Consider the following 17,319-nt stretch of genomic DNA (forward strand, 5'->3'; position numbering starts at 1 on the left):
CAGCCTGCCAGCCGCCGGGCGTGGGTCGGATCAGTAGAACGACGTATTCGGCGTACGTCTATTCCGGACGGTTGCGCAGGAAGATGGCGCTGGCCTGCACCCGGGTCCGGACCTGGAGCTTGTCGAAGATGTGCGACACGTGCACGCCGATGGTCCGCTCGCTGATGAACAGCCGCTGGCCGATCTCCTTGTTCGTGAGCCCCTCGGCGACCGCGGCGAGCACCTCCCGCTCGCGCGCGGTCAGCACCGCCAGCTCGTCCACCGCCGGCACGGCGGGTGCCGCGCGTGGCCGGGGCGCCGGCGTCGGCGCGTCGTCCAGGGTCACCCGGGCCCGACCCGCCAGGGTACGGATCTCCGCGCTGAGCGGCACCGCGCCGAGCGCCTGTGCCGTCGCGTGCGCCTGGCGCAGCAGCTTACCGGCGGTCGCCATCCGGCTGCGGCGGGACAGCAGCGCCTCGGCCTGCCGCAGGCGGGAGTACGCCGCGGGATAGGGGTGGTGCCGCCGGTCCCACTCGGTGGCCGAGCGGCCCCACAGCTCGGGGTCGCCCCGACCGTCGTCGAGCCGGCTCAGCTCGGCGTCGCAGAGCGCCAGGAAACCGTCCGCGACGTACCGCACCGGGGCGCCCGCCCGGGCGCTCTTGCGGGTCACCCGGTCGACCACCTCGCGCAGCCGGCGCACCGCGTTCGGGTCCACCTCCACCGTCCGGCTGGCCGCCGCCTCGGCCTCGGCCCGCAGCCCGTGCCAGGCCAGCGTGGCCAGCACGATGACGTCGTCGGAGCGGCTCTCGGTCAGGCCCCGCTGGACGGCCTGCCGGGCCAGGTCGTGCCGGCCCTGCCACATGGCCAGCCCGGCGCGCAGGATGAGCATCGGCAGCACGTGCCGGGCGCCGCCCCCGGCCAGCACCGTGGCGACCGCCTCCAGGTCACGGTCGGAGGCCTCGACGTCGCCGTACCCGACGGAGAGCCGGCACCGGGCCAGCAGCAGCTCGACCGCGTCCGCGCCGGACGGCCGGTGCCGCAGCGCGGCGGCGACGACCTTCTCCGCCTCGGCCCACTGCCCGACCCGGAACAGCCCGTTCGTCGCCACCGCCAGCAGCCGGGTCTCCCAGGTGCGGCCCAGGCCCAGCTCGGCGACGCGCTCGGCGCCGCGGCGGGCCACCACCACGCCCTCCTCCAGGATGTTGAGCGGCCCGGTGAGCAGCTCCGCCAGGTGCAGGTACGCGCAGGCCACGTCCTCCGGCCGGCCGGAGGACTCGGCGGTCTCCAGCGCCCGGCGCATCACCGTCAGCCCGTCCGCCGGGTCGCCCAGGAACGCCTCGCTGAAGCCGAGCGCGGAGCTGGCCAGCACCACCTCGGAGGTGCAACCGGGCACGCCGGCGGCCAGGTCGAGCGCCTCCCGGGCCTGCTCGCCGGCCTCGGCGTAGCGCCCCAGGTGCAGCAGCAACTCGGCCCGGCGGGCGGCGGCGGTGCACCGCTCGTGCGGCGAGCAGTCGGTCGCGGAGAGCACCCGCCGGTACTCCTCCTCGGCCGGCGCGGACCGACCGGCGGCGGCCAGGTAGCGGGCCCGCCGGATGTGCAGCGCGCAGGTCGGCGGGCCGGCCGGATCGGCCGACAGCTCCGCCAGCAGGGTCAGCGCCCGGGCGTGCTCGCCGCTGTGGTGCGCGGCCTCCGCGGCGTGGCTGAGCAGCTCGGCGCGGTCCACGTCGACGGGTGCCGGCCGCCCGCCGTCGGGCGGCACCACGGCCGGCGTGGCCGCCAGCGTCAACGCGGTCGACCAGTGGCGGTGCGCCTCGGCGTACCCGTGCAGCCGTTCCGCCTCGCGGGCGGCGGCCATCGCCGCCGGCAGCGCCCGCGCCGGCTCGCCGGCCTGCCGCCAGTGGTGGGCCAGCCGGGCCTGGTGCAGCTCCGCCGGGGCGGCGGTGAGCGCCTCGGCGTAGCGGCGGTGCAACGCGGCCCGCTCGGCGGGCAGCAGCTCGCCGGCCAGGATCTCGGCGACCAGCCGGTGCCGCAGCCGGTAGCCGTCGTCGGCGCCGACCAGCAGGCGGTGCGCCACCGCCTCGCGCACCGCGTCGAGCAGCTCGTCCTCGGGCAACCGCACCACCTGCGCCAGCAGCCAGTGCTCGACCGGCTCGACGCCGGCGGCGACCGCCTGGACCACGGCGTGCGCCGGCTGGGGCAGCGCGTCGACCCGGCCCAGGAAGACCTCGCGCAGCGTGTCGGAGAGGCCGTCGCGACCGTCCCGCCGGTCGCGGGCCAGCTCCTCCACCACGAACGGGTTGCCGCCGCTGCGCTGCCACAGCTGGTCGGCGGCCTCCGGCGGCAGCGGCGCGCCGACGATCGCGGCGGCCAGCTCGTCCGTCCCGGCCCGGTCCAGCGGGAGCAGGTCGACCACCTGGACGGAACGCAACCGGCGCAGCTCGGCGAGCACCCGGCGCAGCGGGTGCGCGCCGCGCAGCGACTCCGCACGGATCGCGGCCAGCACGGACAGTTGCAGGTCGCCCAGGCCGGCGAGCAGATAGAGCAGGAGCTGGCGGGTGCTCCGGTCGACCCACTGGAGGTCGTCGAGCACGAGCACCAGCGGCCGGCCACCGGCCACCAGGTGCAGCCCCTGGGCGACCCGTTCCAGCAGTGCGCCCGCACCGTCCGGGCCGGGGGTCTCCTCGTCGAACACCTGCAACAGGCCCCGGACCGCCGAGGTGGTGCGCGCCTCGGCCAGATCGGCGTCGAGCCGCCGCAGCGCCTGGCGCACCGGGTGCAGCGGCGAGGCGTCGCCGATGTCGAGGCAGGTGCCGGTGAGCACCAGTGCGCCGGCCTGCCGCACCTGCTCGCCGACCTCGCTCAGCAGCCGGGTCTTACCCACCCCGCTCTCGCCGGTGAGGAAGACCGCCGCGGTGTGCCCGGGGGCGACGTCGTCGAGCAGCGCCGAGCGCAGCGTCGCCACGGTCCCGGCGCGGCCGACGAGCGGTGCGGAGTCCACGTCGCTGGCCATGGGAGGCAGCCTAGTCACAGGTCCCCGCACTGTTCTACGGCGTTGCGGGCCCTGTGGTACCTCCCGCGTCGACAACACGACTAACGGTTGCGCGTGGCCGACATACGTCGTCCTACCGATCCCCCGAGGGCCCGGTGGTGAAAGTGTCCGGAGGTCGTCGGGCACCGGACCAGGGAAAGGGTGGGTGCGATGGTGATCACCACGCCCGTGGCGAGTCGGGAAGCCGCCCGCGCGGCGCTCTGGCCGGTCCCGGAGGAACGCCGCACCGTCACGGTGCTCTTCGTCGACATCGTCGGCTCGACCGGCCTGGTGGAACGGCTCGACCCGGAGGACGTGCGGACGCTGCAACGGGTCTACTTCGGCACCGTCGCCGGCGTGCTGCGCCGGTGGCGGGGCGTGGTGGAGAAGTACGTAGGCGACGCCGTGATGGCGCTGTTCGGCGCGCCCGGCTGCGACGGCTTCGACGCGTACCGGGCGGTGCGGGCCGGGCTGGAGATCCAGGCGGCGCTGGACCGGCGGTCGCCGGGCGACGCCCGGCTGCGGGTGCGGGTCGGCGTGGCGACGGGCGAGGTGCTGGTGGACCTGACCGGCGCCCGCGACGGCGGCCACGGCGCGGCCAGCGGCGCGGTGATCACCACCGCCGCCCGGCTCCAGGAGTACGCGCCGCCGGGCGGCGTGGTCGTCTGCCCGGTCACCCGGCGGGCAGTCGCCGGCCTCGTGGAGCAGCGTCCACTCGCGACCGCGACGATACCCGGCAAGACGCTGCCGCTGGACGTCTGGCGGGTGACCGGGGTGTCCCCGTACCGGCCGACCCGGCACCGGGGCCCGCTGGTGGGCCGCCGGCGTGAACTGGCCGGCGCGGCCGACGCGGTGACCCGGGCGCTGCGCGAACGCCGGCCACGGTGGATCTCCGTGACCGGGCCGCCCGGCAGCGGCCGCAGCCGACTGCTGCACGAGCTGACCCGCGCCGTGACGCGCGTGGACGGCACGGCGGTGCGCTGGTGCGTGGCGCACTGCCCGCCGTTCCCGGAGGGGGACCTGGCGCCGCTGGCCGACCTGGTCCGCGCGCTGCTCACCCCGGACGCGACCGACCGACCGGCCACCGTACGCCCGCTGCCCGGCTCGGCCCCGGGCGCGGCCGGATGGGCCGCGACCAGCCCGGCGCTGGCCGCGTTCCTCGCCGCGCCGCGCGACGCCGCAGCGGCGGCCCGGGCCGCGGTGGCCGCCCGCGAGCTGCTGCTCGACCGGGCCGCCGGAAGCCCGGTGGTGGTGGCGGTGGACGACCTGGACCGGGCCGCGCCGGCACTGCACCGTTTCCTGGGCCAGCTGTACGCCGCGGCCGGCGACCGCGGGCTGGCGCTCGCGGTGGTCGCCACCCACGGCGCCGGCCACGCCGACCCGCGGCCGGCGCCGGTCGCCCGGCGGCTGCGGATCTGGCTGCCGCCGCTGGGCGCGCGGGACACCGGCCGCCTGCTGCGACACCTGCTGGACCGGACCGGCCGGCCCGCCGCGCTGGCCGCCGCGCTGCTGCCGCTGGTCGGCGGCAACCCGGCCGTCGCGAACGCGTACGCGGCGGCCGACGCGGCGAAGGATGAGCCGGCCGGGGTACCCGCACCGGTCCGCCGGCTGGTGGACGCCCGGCTGGACCGGCTGGACGGCGCGCAGCGCGCGGCGCTGATGGCGGGCGCGGTGGTCGGCGGCCCGGTCACCACGGCGACCGTCGAGCGGATGCTCGCCTGGCCGGCCGGCCAGGCCGGGCCGGTGCTGCGCGCCCTGGCCGCGGCCGGCCTGCTCCGCCGTACCGGCGCCGGCGCCGTACCGGGAGCCGACGCAAACGCGGGCGCGGACGGGACCGTGCCGGGCGGTGCGCGCGAGTGGGCTGGTTCGGACACCGGAGCGGGCGTGGGCGTCCCGCGCACCGGTATCGGCTCGGGCAGCGCCGCCGCCTCGGGCGGCTCGCGCATCTCGGGTATCTCGGGCGGCTCGGGCGGCTCGGGCGGCTCGGGCGGCTCGGGCGGCTCGGGCGGCTCGGGCGGCTCGGGCGGCTGGACGATCGTCGAGCCGGTGGTGGCCCGGGTGGCCGCGCACCGGTTGCCGCGTGCGGTGCGGGCGGACTTCGTCCGCCGGCTGACCAGCGGTGGGCCGGTGCCGGCGATCCGCGCCGACCGCATCGGCGTACCCGTCGCCGTCCGGTCCGGGGCCACCCCTGGGCCGGCGACCGTCGCGCGCTCCGGCGCGGTCGTCGAAGCGCGCGTCGACGCCGGGTTCGGCATCGGGGCGGGAACCGATGTCGGGTGGGGAGCCTGGACCCGGACGGGAACCGGCCTCGGGCGGGGGGCTCGCACGGGGGCCGGCGTCGGCACGGGGGCCGGCGTCGCTGGCAGAGGGATCAGCGGCCGTCCGGGTATCGGCACGGGGGCCGGCGTCGCTGACCGGGGGATCAGCGGCCGTCCGGGTGTCGGCGTGGTGCGCCAGGTGGCCGATCGGCCGGGCGAGGCTCCCGCCGCACGCCTGCCGGCGCCGGTGGAGGCCGGCGTCCCCGGGTGGGACGCCGAGGAGCGGGTGACCTGCCCGCTCGGGGCGGGGCGGGCGCGCCGGTCGGGTGGAGGGGCCCGACCGGCACCCGTCCCGCCGTCCGGACCGGACGGGGCCGGCAAACTCCGGTCGGCGACGGAGCGATCGGGGTACGCCGACGCGGCCGGCACCCGGGCCGACCCGTCACGGGGGGAGATCGGACAGCGGAACCCGCCGGCCGCCCTCGGGCAACAGGACACTCCGACCGGCGCCGGGCGACGGAACGGCGCCGTCAGCATCGGGCGACCGGACGCTCCGGTCAGCGGCGACAGGCGGACCGGACCGGGTTCCCCGGCCCCGTACAGGCCAGGCGGTGCGGCGCAGGTCGCAGCGGTCGGTCCGGCACGGGTCGCACCTGACGGCCCGGCGCGGGTCATACCGGGCGGCCGGGCGCGGGTCGCACCTGACGGCCCGGCACGGGTCGGCTGGGTGACCGGCCCGCCCGAACGAGCGGACCGGGGCCGGCGAACACCGACGCCGCCCGACGCCGCGCTCGGGCTGGCCGCCTGACGGTCGCGTCCGGGTCGGAGCGGGCACGGGGCCACTCCGGCCCGGGCAGCGGCCGAAGCAGTCGCGCCCGGCAAGCGTCCGGTGGCGCCACGCGCGCCGTTCCATCGATCTTGGAGTAGTGGCACTTCCGATACCAGGAGTGAACCGACATACCTTGGCGCCACTAGTCCAAGATCGGCGAAGTGGCCGGGGCGGGGGCGGGGGCGGGGTTCAGTCGCGGGCGATGACCCGGCTGCGTCCCCGGAACTCGGCCACCACTTCGTCGCCGCGTCGCACGGTGACGTCGTAGATGCCGCTGCGGCCGTGCCGGACCCGCTCGGTGGCGTACGCGTCCAGCACGTCGCCCGCGCGCACCGGGCGCAGGAAGGTGATCTCGCCCCCGGCGGCCACGGTGGCCGGGCCGTGGCTGTTGCAGGCCAGCGCGAACGCGGTGTCGGCGAGCAGGAACACGAAACCGCCGTGGCCGATCGCATGCCCGTTGAGCATCGCCGGGGTGACCCGCATCCGGGCCACTGCCGCGCCGTCGCCGGCCGAGACGAGCTCGATGCCGAGCCCGGTCGAGGCGACATCGGCGTCGAACATGTCGTGGGCCGCGGTACGCCCGCCGTCATCAGTCATCTCAGCGCTCCCGCCGCTGGTCGACGATGCGGCGCATCTTGCCCATCGAGCGCTCCACCCCGTCCGGCTCGATCACCCGGACCGCCACGGAGACGCCGATGGTGTTCTTGACCTGCTCGACCAGGGCCGCCCCGGCCCGCTCCGCGTCGGCCACCGCGGCGCCGGCACGGCGCTCGACGTGGACGGTGAGGGTGTCCAGCCGTCCCTGCCGGTCGAGTACGCACTGGAAGTGCGGCGACAGCGCGGGCGCCCGCAGGATCAGCTCCTCGATCTGGGTCGGGAAGACGTTCACCCCCCGGACGATCATCATGTCGTCGGTGCGTCCGGCGATCTTCTCGATCCGCCGCATGGGGCGGGCCGTGCCGGGCAGCAGCCGGGTGAGGTCACGGGTGCGGTAGCGGACCACCGGCATCGCCTCCTTGGTCAGCGACGTCAGCACCAGCTCGCCGCGTTCGCCGTCGGGCAGCACCGCGCCGGTGACCGGGTCGATGATCTCGGGGTAGAAGTGGTCCTCCCACAGGTGCAGGCCGTCCTTGGTCTCCACGCACTCGACCGCCACGCCGGGGCCCATCACCTCGGACAGGCCGTAGATGTCCAGCGCGTGCAGGTCCAGCCGCTGCTCCAACTCCCGGCGCATGTCCTCGGTCCACGGCTCGGCCCCGAAGACGCCCACCCGCAGCGAGGTGGCGCGCGGGTCGACGCCCTGGCGTTCCATCTCGTCCACGATGGCCAGCATGTAGCTGGGGGTCACCATGATGACCTCCGGTTCGAGGTCACGGATCAGCATGACCTGCCGCTCGGTCATGCCGCCGGAGACCGGGATGACCGTGCAACCCAACTCCTCGGCGCCGTAGTGCGCGCCCAGGCCGCCGGTGAACAGGCCGTACCCGTACGCGACGTGCACCCGGTCGCCGCGCCGGCCGCCGGCGGCCCGGATCGAGCGCGCCATCAGGGTGGCCCACGTGTCCAGGTCGGCGCGGGTGTAGCCGACCACGGTGGGGCGTCCGGTGGTGCCGGAGGAGGCGTGCAGCCGGGCGATCCGCTCCCGGGGCACGGCGAACATGCCGAACGGGTAGTTCTCCCGCAGCTCGGCCTTGGCGGTGAACGGGAAGCGGGCCAGGTCGGCCAGGTCGCGGACGTCGTCGGGGTGGGCGCCGGCGGCGTCGAACGCGCGCCGGTAGTGCGGCACGTGCGCGTACGCGTGCCGCAGCGAGTGGCGCAACCGGTCCAGTTGGAGCGCCCGCAGCTCGTCGACGCCGATCCGCTCGGCGGGATCCAGCTCGTCCGGACGAGGGGTGCGGTCCTGCACGGTTGCCTCCTGCGCGACGGGCCCGACGCCGCCGCGCCGGGCGGGAACCCGCTCACCGTACGCCCGTACGGCCCACCCTGCCAGGTCAACGCCACCTCCTCGCCGATCTTGCGGTTACCGCCCTTCGCGCGGGCGGTTCGCGCCCTTTGCCGGGGCCGGTACCGCAAGATCGACGAGGAGGCGCGGGGTCGGGGTGGGGCGGGGCAGGGCGGGTTATGCTCGGGGAGTCGGCGGTGGGGCCCGCCGTCCCGGGAGGCGCCGGGAGAACCGCGACCACGCCAACGGTCCCTGCCAGTGATGCCCGTCCTGGTGGGAGGCACCGTGAGACGACCGCCCGAGTCCCGCGTCGATCCGGACGTCGATCTCTGCGTACCCGCCGACCGGACGGAGCTGACCGCGCACCCGGCGGCGGTGCTCGGCGTGATCGCCGCCGGCGGCGTGCTCGGCGCACTGGCCCGCGCCGGCGCGCAGGCCGCCGCGCCGCACCCGCCCACCGGTCTCCCCTGGGCCACGTTCGGCGTCAACGTCACCGGTTGCCTGCTGATCGGCGTGCTGATGGCGGTCCTCACCGCCCGGCCGGCCGGGCCGCTGGTCCGGCCGTTCCTCGGCGTCGGCGTGCTCGGCGGGTTCACCACGTTCTCCGCGTACGCGGTCGACGCGCAACGTCTGGTGACCGCCGGCGCGCCGGGCACGGCGCTGGTCTACCTGGCCATGACCGTGCTCGCCGCGCTGCTGGCGGTCGCCGCCGGGGACGTGGTGGCCGGCCGGCTGCTGGCCAACCGGCACGGGGAGGCCCGGTGACCGTCCTCTGGATCGCGCTCGGCGCGGCGCTCGGCGCTCCGCTGCGCTACCTCACCGACCGGGCGGTGCAGGCCCGGCACGACTCCGCGTTCCCGTGGGGCACGCTGACCGTCAACGTGGCCGGCTCGCTGCTGCTCGGCGCGGTGCTGGCGGTGCCGGCCGATCCCGCGGTGACCGCGTTGGTCGGCACCGGCTTCTGCGGCGCGCTGACCACCTGGTCCACGCTCAGCTACGAGACGCTGCGGCTGGCCCGCACCGGCGCGCGTCTCCACGCGTACGCGAATGTGCTGGTCAGTGTGGTCGCCGGGCTCGGCGCGGCCTTCGTCGGGTACGCGTTGACGGCCGCGTTCACCGGCTGACGGGGCAGCCGGTGGGGGCGGGCGGCGATAGCATCCCGCCATGGAGCTGCGCCACCTGGCCGACCGGGTCTGGCTGTTCCCCGGCGACCCCGACCCGGGCGCGGTGCGGCCCACCGTGGCGGTGGTCGCCGACGATCGCGGCAGCGTGCTCGTCGACGCCGGCCACAGTCCCGCGCACGCCCGGGAGATCCGTGCCGGGATCGCCGCCGCCCGGCTGCCGGAGCCACGCTGGCTGGTCTACACCCATCACCACTGGGACCACGTCTGGGGCGCCTGCGCCTGGCCGGGCGTGGAGATCGTCGGGCACGAGGCCGGGGTCGCGCCGTTGCGCGCCGAGGCGGCCCGCCCGTGGAGCCACCGTCACCTGCGGGAGCGGGTCCGCGCCGAGCCGCGGCTCGGGCCCAGCTACCGGGCGCGGGCGCTCGCCGTGGACGACTGGGACGGTTTCGCGGTGCTGCCGCCGACCCGCACGTTCACCGACGAGCTGATGCTGCCCACCGGCGTGGTGCTGCGGCACGTCGGTGGCCGGCACGCCCCCGACTCGACGGTGGTGCTGGTGCCGGACTCCCGGGTGCTGCTGCTCGGCGACTGCTGGTACCCGCCGCCGCTGCACGAGCGCGGCCCGACCGACGGGCCGGATCTGGCGCTGGCCCGGAGCCTGCTCTCCGAGCACGTCGAGTGGTACGTCTCCGCGCACGACGAGCCGCTGGGCCGGGACCAGGCCCGCGCCGCGCTCGGCGAGTGAGGGGCCGCCGGCACACCCCGCGACCGCGATGACCCGGCGACCGCAATGACCCGGCGGGGACCGGCCCGGAGCGCACCGCCCCTGGCCTGGACCCGTCCGGCGCGGACCGGCCCGGAGCGCACCGCCCCTGGCGCGGACCCCTCCCGCCTGGGCCGGGCCGGCCCGCAGGTCAGCGTGCGTGGCGTTCCGGGTGCGCCCGGTTCCAGGCCCGCATCCGCTCCGGGTAGCCGGTGCGGGCCGCCTCGTAGAGCGGCACCGCGTGCCGTTGGGCGATCTTGCCGGCGACCCGGGGCGAGCCGGTGCGGCGGCGGATCCACTCCCCGTCGTGGGCGATGGCGACCACCGTGGTGTCGGTGGCGGTGGTCTCCGGTTCCAGATAGAACTCGACCCCGCGCCGGCTGGCCACGAACGCCTCCAGCTGCGCCAGATCCTCCCGGTTCGCCTCGCGGTCGAGCTTCGTCGGCGTTGTCGGCTCGGCGGCCCGTCGGCTGAACCAGCCCATGCCCGCCTCCTCTCCTCGGCGTCGGAGTCCAGTGCAGCACGCGCGCCTGGAGGGGGCCTGGGAGCGCAGTGGGAGTCGGCTGAGCCGCTCAGCGGGCCGGCCGGTCCGCTCCGGCCGGCGCACGCAGCACCGGCACCAGCGCCAGCGTGGGCAGCAGGAGCAGCGGCACCAGGCCGAGCGCGTTCAGCACGCCGAGGTGGTCGCCGAGGAAGCCGAGCAGCGGCGGCCCGGCGAGGAACGCGGTGTAGCCGATCACCGCGACCACGCTGACCCGGGCCGGGGCCTTCTCCTCGTCGTCGGCGGCGGCGCTCATCCCGACCGGGAAGCCGAGCGACGCGCCGATCCCCCACAACGCCACGCCGACCACGGCCAGCGGACCGGAGCCGGCCAGCACGGCCAGGGCGGCGCCGACGGCGGCGAGCCCGATGGTGCCGAACAGCACCGGCACCCGTCCCCAACGGTCGATGGCGATCGTGCCGAGGGTCCGGCCCAGCGTCATACCGACCACGAACACGCCGAACACCGCGGCGCCGACCGCCTCGTCGACGCCGTACCCGTCGACGAACGCGACCGCCAGCCAGTCGTTGGCGCTGCCCTCGGTGAACGCCATGACCAGCACCAGCAGGCCGACCAGCAGGGTGCGCGGCTCCCGCCAGGCGGTCAGCAGCGCCCGCCGCCGGGCCGCCGGCTCACCCGCGCCCGTCGACTCGGCCGGCGCGGACAGGAACGCCCGCGCCCCGAGCAGCGTGCCGGTCAGGATCAGCACCGCCAGGACCGGCAAATGCACCTCGATCGGCACGCCGAGCCGGGCCGCCCCCGCGCCGAGCCCGGCCCCGGCCACCGAGCCGAGACTCCAGGCGGCGTGGAAGCGGGGCATGATCGTCCGGCCGATCCGCCTCTCCACGACCGCGCCCTCGACGTTCATCGCCACGTCGCACAGACCGGAGCCGAAGCCGAACGCGGCGATCCCGAGCCCGACGCCGACCGCCCAGCCGGCCAGGCCGGTGGCGAGACCGGCCACCGTCATGCCGAGCGCGACCAGCACGGTCGCCACGACCACCGTGCGGGCCGGGCCGATCCGCTGGGTGACCAGACCGGCGGCGGGCATGGCCAGCAGCGCGCCGACCGACATGCAGAGCAGCAGCAGGCCGAGCCGGCTCGGGCTGAGGCCGAGCGCCTCCCGGACCGCCGGCACCCGGGAGAACCAGCTGGCCATCGCGAGCCCGTTGAGGGCGAAGACGACGGCGACGCCGTTGCGGGCGGCCAGCACCGGCCGGAAGGCCGGTGGCCGTGACGCGGCCGGCGCGTCGAGGGCGTTGCTCACGGTGCGGTAGTCCCTTCCCCGAATGGTTCCCGACGACCATCGCACACCTGAGAGCGCTACCACCACAAGCGCTCCCACCCCTTACCATGCCCGGTCCGGACCGGGCATGATGCGCACATGGGTACGCCGACCGCACGACCCGCCACGCTCGACGACGTGGCCCGGGCCGCCGGGGTGTCCCGGGCCACCGCCTCGCGGGTGCTCGGTGGCTACGGGTTCGCCTCGGCGCAGGCCCGGGCCCGGGTGGGCGCCGCCGCCGACCAGCTCGGCTACGTGCCGGACGTCACCGCCCGGGCGCTGGTGCGCGGCGCCGGCGTCCGGCTGGTGGTGGCCGTGGTGGGCCGGACCGACGCGGTCTTCGACGACCCGTACGTGCACCGGGTGGTGAGCGCCGCGTCGCGGGTGTGCGCGCCGCACGGGATCGGGGTGGCGCTGGAGTGGCTGCCGCTCGGCGACCCGTCCGGCCTGGGCCGGCTCGGCGCGGACCGGGGCGTCTGCGGGGTGATCCTGGTCAACACCACGCGGGCGGCGCTGGACGCGGTGCCGGCCCGGCTGCGCGGCCGGGTCGTCTCGATCGGCCAGGGCTCGGCGACCGTGCCGTCGTTCGACGTGGACAACGCGGCCGGCGCCGGCGCGGTGCTGCGCCACCTGTACGCCACCGGCCGCCGCCGCATCGCCATGGTGACCGGCCCGCGCTGGTTGACCTGCGCGGAGCGGTCGGTGACCGCGTACCGGGAGCTGATGCGGGAGGCGGGGTCGCCGGAGCGGCTGGTGACCGGTGACTTCACCGCGGCGCGGGGCGGCGCGGCGGCGCTGGCGGCGCTACGCCGGTGGCCGGACCTGGACGCGGTCTTCGCGGCCAGCGACGCCACCGCGTTCGGGGTGATCGCCGCGTTGCGTGGGCACGGGTTGGGGGTGCCGCACGACGTGGCGGTCGGCGGTTTCGACGACCTGCCGTACGCGGCGATGAGCAGTCCGGCGCTGACCACCGCGACCCACCCGGTCGACCGGATCGCCACCGCCGCGGCCACCGCCGTGCTGACCCGGGCGCCGGTCGCGCCGAGCACCGCTTTCGCGTCCACGCTGGTGACCCGGGAGAGCGCCTGAGCGGCGACGGTCAGCGGCCGGTCCCGCCGTTCCGGGCCACCCGCCGCCGGCGGCACCCTCAGCGCTCCGGCCCGGTGACCGCCGCGTCGACCCGGCTGAGCACCGTCGCGTCGTCGTCCACGCCCACGCCGCGCAGCAGGTCGATGGCGGTGGCCCGGACCGGCCCGATGACCAGCGCGAGCGGCAGCGTCGGGCCGGCGGCGAAGAGCCGGCCGACCGACCGTACCGCCGCCAGCGCCGCCGCGTCCGCCCGGGCGGCGTGCCCGTCGGCGGTCTCCTCCGCACCGTTGAGGTCGGCGGCGAGCGCGTCGCCGGCCGCGCGGACGGCGGCGGCCAGCGTGCGTACGGCGGCGCCCAGGTCGGTCGGGACGGGCGCGTCGCCGCGGGTGACCGTGACCGCGGCCCGGGCCAGCACGCGCACGTTGCGCACCGCGTAGTCGATCTGCCGGATCGAACCGGTCACGGAGCGCAGTCGGCCGAGGTGCCGGCGACGCCGGACGTTGAGCCGGAGCGCCTCGCCGGCGGCCTGGACCGCGTCCCGCAGTCGTTCCACCCCGGCGTCGGCGTGCCGGGCCCGGTCCAGCGCGGCCAGGGCGGCCTCGTCGTCGGCGTGGTCGAGCGCGTCGGCGATCTCGTCGAGCACGCCGGCCAGCTCCGTGAACGTGTGCCGGAACTCGGCCACCAGCGGGGCGAGCGGCCGGCGGGCGTCGACGAGCTGACTGGCGACCACCGCCACCGCGCCGCCGATCAGCGCGTCGACGAACCGGAACGGGATCAGCGACTCGGTCGGGGGCGAGACCACCACCAGGTAGAGCGCGGAGACCGCGGCCTGCACCACGGTGACCGAGCTGGCGCCGACCGCCACCGCCAGCGCGACGGTGAGCAGGATGACGGTGAACACGGTCCAGGTGGTGCGCGGACCCAGCGCCTGGACCACCAGGTCGGCCACGAGCACGCCGGCGGCCACGCCGAGCACCACCTCCACCGCCCGGCGGATCCGCTGGCCCCGCGCCTGACCGAGCACGATCAGCGCGGCGGCGGGCGCGAAGAACGGCTGTGGGTGCCCGACCAGCCGGGTGGCGAGCATCCAGGCGACGGTGGCGGCGAGCGTCGCCTCGACCACCGGCAGCCAGCCCCGCCGCAGCCGCCCGGCCGCCGTCCGTACCGCCGGGCCGACCCGCCGCCGGCCCTCGCGTACCCCGCTCATCCCCGCCTCCCGTTCCACCCGGCCCTATCCTGCGGGACCGGCCCGCACCCCGCGCGCGATCTTGCGGTTCCGGCCCGCGCTTCGGGTGGTTCAGCCGCTTTGTCGGGGCAGGAACCGCAAGATCGGCGCGTCGGGTGCCGATCGACCCTGGTCGTCGCCGTCCGCGCCGGTCCGGTGGAGATGGACGGAGAGGAAGGGGACAGCTCATGCGTACGGGGCTGTGGCGACGGCACGTGCGGTGGATGTACCGGGGCGGCCGGCCGAACCGGCTCGCCCGGGTGTGGAACAGGCTCGCCGCCCGGCAGCACGCCGCCGGGCTCGGCCCCCCGGACCTGGGTGACGCTGGAAGTGGCCGCCGGCATTCCGGTCTTCCGGATCACGTCGGCGGAGCCGGTGCCGGGAAAGGCGGAGTGACAACCTTTCAGGATATCGATCGCGTACGTTCCCGGGGTCGTCCGAATGGGAGAGGTGGCCGGTAAGATCGGCGACAAAGCGGCGGCTGATCGCTGACTGCCGGCCACGGCGCGACCGCGCACACTGGGACCATGAATACGAGACTCCGCCGCAGCCGGGCATTCCGCCTCGCGGTGTGTCTCGCCCTTGTGGCGACGCTGAGCGGCTGCATGCAGCTCAACCTCGGGCTGACCGTGAACCCCGACGACACGGTCTCCGGCCAGCTCCTGCTGACCGCCCAGAAGTCCGTGCTCAAGCAGCGCAACCCGGACGTCGCGGCGGCCTTCGCCGAACTCCGGCAGAACATTCCCACGCTCCCCGTCGGCACCGAGAGCCGGTACGAGGACGCCACCTCCTACGGCATTCAGATCGCCTACCGAAAAACACCGCTGTCACAATTCACCAGCGAGAGTGTGAATCTTGTCCGGGATGGCGATCTCTATCGCTTCTCCCTTCCGCTGGACCCGAAGAAATACGGCGGAAAGGTGGCCGAGCAAGATCCCCGGAATCAGCAGGCGTTCATGACCCTGATGGCGTTCGAGATCTCCGTGACGTTCCCCGGCCGGGTGCTGGACAGCAACGGGACGGTCAACGGGCGCTCGGTGAGCTGGCAGGTCGTCGCCAATCAGCCCAAGCCGGCCGAGTTGCGGGCCGTCGCCGAGGCCCCACCCACGCCATCCGCCAGCGCGGTCGCCGCCGTGACCGGGGGTGGCTCCTTCCCCTGGCTGCCGGTCGTCGGCGGAGCGGTCGGGCTGCTGGTGGTCGCCGCGGTGGTGGTGGTCGTCCTGCTGCGGCGCCGCTCCCGGGGCGGCCCGGCCGGGGCGCCGCCCGCGTCCTCGACGACCCCCGCGCCCACCGCGACCCCCGCGCCGACGCCCCCGGCCGACCGGCCGACCTGAGTGCCACCGACCGCACCGGCCATCGACCTTCCGACCCCAGGCCACCGGCCACCGACGCCCCGCTTCGACCCCGGCCACCCGGCCTCTGCCCCGACCTGGGTCACCGACGCCCCGGCCCCGGCCACAGCTTTTCCGCCGCACCGGCGGCGAACCGCCGGTCCCCCACCGCGCACCGGGCGCAACCCGTGGACGCCATCCCCGGGCCGCCGCACCACCGAACCCCGACCGCACCACCGCACCGTCGAAAAGGGGGATCGCCGTGAACGATCTCTTCACCTGGGCCGCCCTGGGCAGCCTGACCGGCGCCAGCGCCGCCACCCTGCTCGCCACCAACGTCATCGGCGGCCTGATCGGGCCGAGCGGCGACAAGGCGCGCAAGTGGATCGCGCTGGGCGTCGCGCTCCTGCTGTCGTACCTGACCGCCGCGTTCGCCGACGACGCCGGTCCGGAGAAGTGGATCATCGCGTTCTTCAACGGCCTGGTCATCTTCTCCGCCGCGCTCGGCATCAACCAGTTGCCCCCGGGCAACCGGCAGGCGACGCAGGCGTCGCCGACCCAGCTCGCCCAGGGGCACGAGCCCCGCTTCGTCCGCTCCTGGGTCTGAGGGAGGTGTCCGCCATGGTCTTCGGCATTCTCAGCGCCGCCGCGCAGATCGTCCTCGGCGCGGTGCTCGGGCAGGCCGCCGCCGGCACCGTCGGCCTGCTGGTCGGCGCCGTCGTCGGGCTGCTCGTCGGCGCGCCCTTCGGCTGGGCGACCGCCTCGGCCGGCACCTACGGCGCCGACGCGAAGGGCATCCTCCGCTTCGTGGTCGACCACACGTGGAGCCTGCTCAACACGTTCGCCGGCGCGCTCTACCTGGCCCTGCACCTGGTCGTCGGCCACCAGCTCGACCGGGTCGTCTCGGCCGGCAGCGGCCGGGTCAACGTGGTCGAGGGCGTCTCACCCCGGTACGCCACCACCATCGGCACGGTCTGCGCCGGGTCCAGCCCCGGCATCCAACGGCACGAGGACGTGCACGTGTTCCAGGCCCGGCTGCTCGGCCCGTTCTACCTGCCGCTGGTCGCGCTCAACTACGTGCTGTTCACCGTCGCCCCGGTGTGGCTGCTCTGGCACGACCACACCAACGCGCCGATCAACAGGTTCACCCGCTACTTCGAGATCGGCGTCTACCCGCACGTCTGGAACGAGGCCATCGCGTACCGGATCCAGGGGACGCCGCCGCGATGACCGGCGCCATCGAGGCGGCCGTCGCGGACGTCGCGGCCTGGCTGACCGGGACGGCGGGTGAGCCCGTCCCGGTCGGCCCGCCCCGCGACGACCCGACCGGCGGGCTCACGGTCTGGCCGCTGGAGCTGCGGCCGGCCCGGCAGACCGCGGCCGGTGGCGCGGCGCGCGAGCCGTACCGCTTCGTGGTCCGGCTGCTGGTCAGCGGCGGCGGGCCGGCGGCGGTGCCGGCGCTGGACCGGGTGCTCGCCGCCGCCACGAGCGGGGGCGGCCGGGCGGAGCTGGTGCTGGCCGCCGGCGACCCGGCGCTGTGGCGGGCGTTCGGCGTGCCGCCCCGGCCGGCGCTGCTGCTCGACGTGCCGGCCCGGATCGACCGGCCGGCGCCGACCGCGCCGCCGGTGCGCCAGCCGCTGCGGCTACGGCAGCTCGGCATGCGCACGCTCGACGGCCGGGTGGTCGGGCCGCAGGACCAGCCGCTCGCCGCGATGCGGGTGGAGCTGGTCGGCACCGCGCAGGCCACCGAGACCGACGCCACCGGCCGGTTCCGGCTGGTCGGCGTGCCGCACGACCCCGACGCCCCGGACCGTCCGGTACGGATCCGGCTGGTCGGTCGGGGGCGCGTGCACACCGCCGAGCTCGACCCGGCCGCCGACGACCTGATCGTCGTGCCCGCCCCCGACTGACTCCCCGAGGAGGAC

15 protein-coding genes are annotated in these 17,319 nt (G+C 76.4%); 9 read left to right on the plus strand and 6 right to left on the minus strand.

Annotated features, from left to right (window positions below):
• Window positions 1-58 precede the first annotated feature (58 nt).
• On the minus strand, window positions 59-2,989 hold the full coding sequence (locus tag TPA0908_RS24780) for a helix-turn-helix transcriptional regulator (protein ID WP_281941771.1): 2,931 nt from the start codon (window positions 2,987-2,989) through the stop codon (window positions 59-61).
• A gap of 189 nt (window positions 2,990-3,178) precedes the next feature.
• Between TPA0908_RS24780 and TPA0908_RS24785 the strand changes: the two genes are divergently transcribed.
• Window positions 3,179-6,073 carry an AAA family ATPase gene (locus TPA0908_RS24785; protein WP_281941772.1) on the plus strand — a complete coding sequence of 965 codons (2,895 nt, stop codon included), beginning with the start codon at window positions 3,179-3,181 and terminating at the stop codon, window positions 6,071-6,073.
• A 210-nt stretch (window positions 6,074-6,283) separates the two neighbouring features.
• On the opposite strand, the gene paaI is transcribed toward TPA0908_RS24785, so the two are convergent.
• Together paaI and paaK are read right to left on the minus strand one after the other, a co-directional pair.
• Window positions 6,284-6,691 (minus strand): hydroxyphenylacetyl-CoA thioesterase PaaI, encoded by a 408-nt coding sequence (gene paaI / locus TPA0908_RS24790; protein WP_281941773.1) that lies wholly within the window; start codon window positions 6,689-6,691, stop codon window positions 6,284-6,286.
• 1 nt (window position 6,692) lies between these two features.
• Window positions 6,693-8,000, minus strand: coding sequence for a phenylacetate--CoA ligase PaaK (gene paaK, locus TPA0908_RS24795; RefSeq protein WP_281941774.1), 1,308 nt, complete (start codon window positions 7,998-8,000; stop codon window positions 6,693-6,695).
• A 297-nt stretch (window positions 8,001-8,297) separates the two neighbouring features.
• Between paaK and TPA0908_RS24800 the strand changes: the two genes are divergently transcribed.
• Genes TPA0908_RS24800 through TPA0908_RS24810 form a run of 3 tightly spaced genes read left to right on the plus strand, consistent with a single transcriptional unit; the run spans window position 8,298 to window position 9,905 of the window.
• Complete coding sequence (locus tag TPA0908_RS24800) at window positions 8,298-8,801, plus strand: FluC/FEX family fluoride channel (protein ID WP_281941775.1); 504 nt, start codon at window positions 8,298-8,300, stop codon at window positions 8,799-8,801.
• Window positions 8,798-9,160 carry a fluoride efflux transporter CrcB gene (gene crcB / locus TPA0908_RS24805; protein WP_281941776.1) on the plus strand — a complete coding sequence of 121 codons (363 nt, stop codon included), beginning with the start codon at window positions 8,798-8,800 and terminating at the stop codon, window positions 9,158-9,160. The genes TPA0908_RS24800 and crcB overlap by 4 nt, the downstream gene beginning before the upstream one ends.
• A 40-nt stretch (window positions 9,161-9,200) precedes the next feature.
• Window positions 9,201-9,905, plus strand: coding sequence for an MBL fold metallo-hydrolase (locus TPA0908_RS24810; RefSeq protein ID WP_281941777.1), 705 nt, complete (start codon window positions 9,201-9,203; stop codon window positions 9,903-9,905).
• A gap of 169 nt (window positions 9,906-10,074) precedes the next feature.
• Here TPA0908_RS24810 and TPA0908_RS24815 read toward each other — a convergent pair whose 3' ends face one another.
• Window positions 10,075-10,407, minus strand: a complete 333-nt coding sequence (locus TPA0908_RS24815) for a hypothetical protein (protein WP_281941778.1) — start codon at window positions 10,405-10,407, stop codon at window positions 10,075-10,077.
• 88 nt (window positions 10,408-10,495) lie between these two features.
• On the minus strand, window positions 10,496-11,731 hold the full coding sequence (locus tag TPA0908_RS24820; protein ID WP_281941779.1) for an MFS transporter: 1,236 nt from the start codon (window positions 11,729-11,731) through the stop codon (window positions 10,496-10,498).
• A gap of 117 nt (window positions 11,732-11,848) precedes the next feature.
• On the opposite strand from TPA0908_RS24820, the gene TPA0908_RS24825 reads away from it, so the two are divergent.
• Entirely contained in the window at window positions 11,849-12,838 is a 990-nt protein-coding gene (locus TPA0908_RS24825; protein WP_281941781.1) for a LacI family DNA-binding transcriptional regulator, read from the plus strand.
• Window positions 12,839-12,896: 58 nt separating this feature from the next.
• Here the strand turns inward: TPA0908_RS24825 and TPA0908_RS24830 are convergent, their stop codons facing one another.
• On the minus strand, window positions 12,897-14,045 hold the full coding sequence (locus tag TPA0908_RS24830) for an FUSC family protein (RefSeq protein WP_281941783.1): 1,149 nt from the start codon (window positions 14,043-14,045) through the stop codon (window positions 12,897-12,899).
• A gap of 545 nt (window positions 14,046-14,590) precedes the next feature.
• Between TPA0908_RS24830 and TPA0908_RS24835 the strand changes: the two genes are divergently transcribed.
• From TPA0908_RS24835 to TPA0908_RS24850, 4 genes are all read left to right on the plus strand, one after another.
• Window positions 14,591-15,397: an LppM family (lipo)protein gene (locus TPA0908_RS24835; protein WP_281941785.1), complete on the plus strand. Its 807-nt coding sequence runs from the start codon at window positions 14,591-14,593 to the stop codon at window positions 15,395-15,397.
• Window positions 15,398-15,656: 259 nt separating this feature from the next.
• A complete protein-coding gene (locus tag TPA0908_RS24840; RefSeq protein ID WP_107159812.1) occupies window positions 15,657-16,001 on the plus strand; it encodes a hypothetical protein in 345 nt (114 codons plus the stop codon).
• Between the two features lie 14 nt (window positions 16,002-16,015).
• Window positions 16,016-16,624 carry a glycine zipper family protein gene (locus TPA0908_RS24845; protein ID WP_281941788.1) on the plus strand — a complete coding sequence of 203 codons (609 nt, stop codon included), beginning with the start codon at window positions 16,016-16,018 and terminating at the stop codon, window positions 16,622-16,624.
• Complete coding sequence (locus TPA0908_RS24850; RefSeq protein ID WP_281941790.1) at window positions 16,621-17,304, plus strand: carboxypeptidase-like regulatory domain-containing protein; 684 nt, start codon at window positions 16,621-16,623, stop codon at window positions 17,302-17,304. Before TPA0908_RS24845 ends, TPA0908_RS24850 begins: the two co-directional genes overlap by 4 nt.
• Window positions 17,305-17,319 lie beyond the last annotated feature (15 nt).

Source organism: Micromonospora sp. AKA38 (assembly GCF_027925725.1).
In the GTDB taxonomy this organism is placed as follows: domain Bacteria; phylum Actinomycetota; class Actinomycetes; order Mycobacteriales; family Micromonosporaceae; genus Micromonospora.